Annotated in this window: 2 protein-coding genes; both read left to right on the top strand. The window is 71.7% G+C overall.

The genetic code is table 11. The features are described from left to right. Nucleotides 1–185: 185 nt before the first annotated feature. Nucleotides 186–1,178 carry an iron-containing redox enzyme family protein gene (locus tag ACFFNX_RS40445; protein WP_378211474.1) on the top strand — a complete coding sequence of 331 codons (993 nt, stop codon included), beginning with the start codon at nucleotides 186–188 and terminating at the stop codon, nucleotides 1,176–1,178. A 78-nt stretch (nucleotides 1,179–1,256) separates the two neighbouring features. Beyond that, nucleotides 1,257–1,613, top strand: a 357-nt coding sequence (locus tag ACFFNX_RS40440) for a methyltransferase (protein ID WP_378211472.1), incomplete at its 3' end; no start/stop codon positions are given.

Here is a 1,613-nt window from a genome sequence, read left to right as displayed (position 1 = left end):
GAGGTCAGACGCCCCGAGGTCAGACGCCCCGAGGTCAGACGCCCCGAGGTCAGACGCCCCGAGGTCAGACGCCCCGCCCGCCCGGGGGGCTCCAGCCCACTCACATTGTCCAGCCCCAACAGCCGTCCTGGGAAGGTCTCCCGACCGCTGTGGACAAGCCGTACGCGAGCGAAAGAAGGGACCCCGTGACCTCGAACATCGTCGTCGCCCCGCCATTGCCGGAGGCGCGTGGGCCGCTGTCGGCGGCGGTCGTCTCCGCGCTGCGGGACGGTACGTCGGCTCCGGCGGTCAGGACGGACTCGGACCCTCTCGGCGAGGATCTGCAGCTCGCGCTCTACACCTGCTACGAGCTGCACTATCGCGGCTTCGACCGGGTCGACCCGGAGTGGGAGTGGGAGCCGGGGCTGCTGCGGCTGCGGGCCGGGATGGAGCGCGCCTTCCTCAACGCGATCCGTACGGAGATCTCCGGCGGCGACGACGTGGACGCCGCTCTGCGCCGGGTGACGGCCGAGGCCACCGAGGCCACCGGGGTGAGCGCCCACCTGCGGGATCACGGTGAGTGGTGGCAGCTGCGCGAGTACCTCGTGCACCGCTCGATCTACCACCTGAAGGAGGCGGACCCGCACGCCTGGGTGATCCCGCGGCTGCGTGGGCAGGCGAAGGCGTCGCTCGTCGCGGTCGAGTACGACGAGTTCGGGGGCGGGCGAGGGGAGCGGATGCACGCGAGGCTGTTCGCGGAGCTGATGCGGGAGGCCGGGCTCGACCCCGCGTACGGGCGCTATCTCGACGTGGTTCCCGCCGTCACGCTGGCGACCGTGAACATGATGTCGCTGTTCGGCCTGCACCGGGCTCTGCGGGGAGCGCTGGTCGGTCACTTCGCGGCCGCCGAGATCAGCACCCCGCCCAGCGCCCAGCGGCTGGCCGACGCCCTCGAACGCCTGGGGGCCGAACCGTCCGCCGGGGTCTTCTTCACCGAGCACATCGAGGCCGACGCCGTACACGAGCAGGTCCTCCGCCGCGACGTCGTCGGCGATCTCCTCACGGCCGAGCCGTACCTGGCCGCGGACGTCGTGCTCGGTGCGCAGGCGACCGCGATGCTGGAGGGCCGGCTGAGCGACCGGCTGCTCGGCGCCTGGCGCGCGGGGGAGTCGTCGCTCCGGGCCCCCGTCCTCACCTGAACCGGCCGAAGTTCACCGCGAAACTCAAGAGATCCCCACGGCTTCTTGAACCATCGCCCCCGTATTTATGCACCATAAATGCGGTATGAGCTGTCCGTGTGGCTTTTTAAGCCGCCAGGTGTCTATCGGCCGCAGGGTGACACCTGGCTGCTGGCCGAGGCCCTGCGCACCGTACGGGTCGGGGCCAGGGTGCTGGACGTCGGCACCGGGACCGGAGCCCTGGCGCTCGCCGCCGCGCGCAGCGGCGCCGGCCGGGTGATCGCGGTGGACGTCTGCGCCCACGCCGTGTTCGCCGCACGGGTCAACGCGTGGCTCCGGCGGCTGCCCGTACGCGTGGTCCAGAGCGATCTGGTGGACGCCGTCCGCGATGAGGCGTTCGACGTGATCATCGCCAACCCGCCGTACGTCTGCTCCACCGGCACCGCCCGGCCGCGC

It is taken from the genome of Actinoallomurus acaciae, assembly GCF_042429965.1.
Lineage (GTDB): Bacteria > Actinomycetota > Actinomycetes > Streptosporangiales > Streptosporangiaceae > Actinoallomurus > Actinoallomurus acaciae.
Note: the sequence above shows the minus strand (reverse complement) of the source record. Positions and strands in the feature narration are given on the sequence as shown.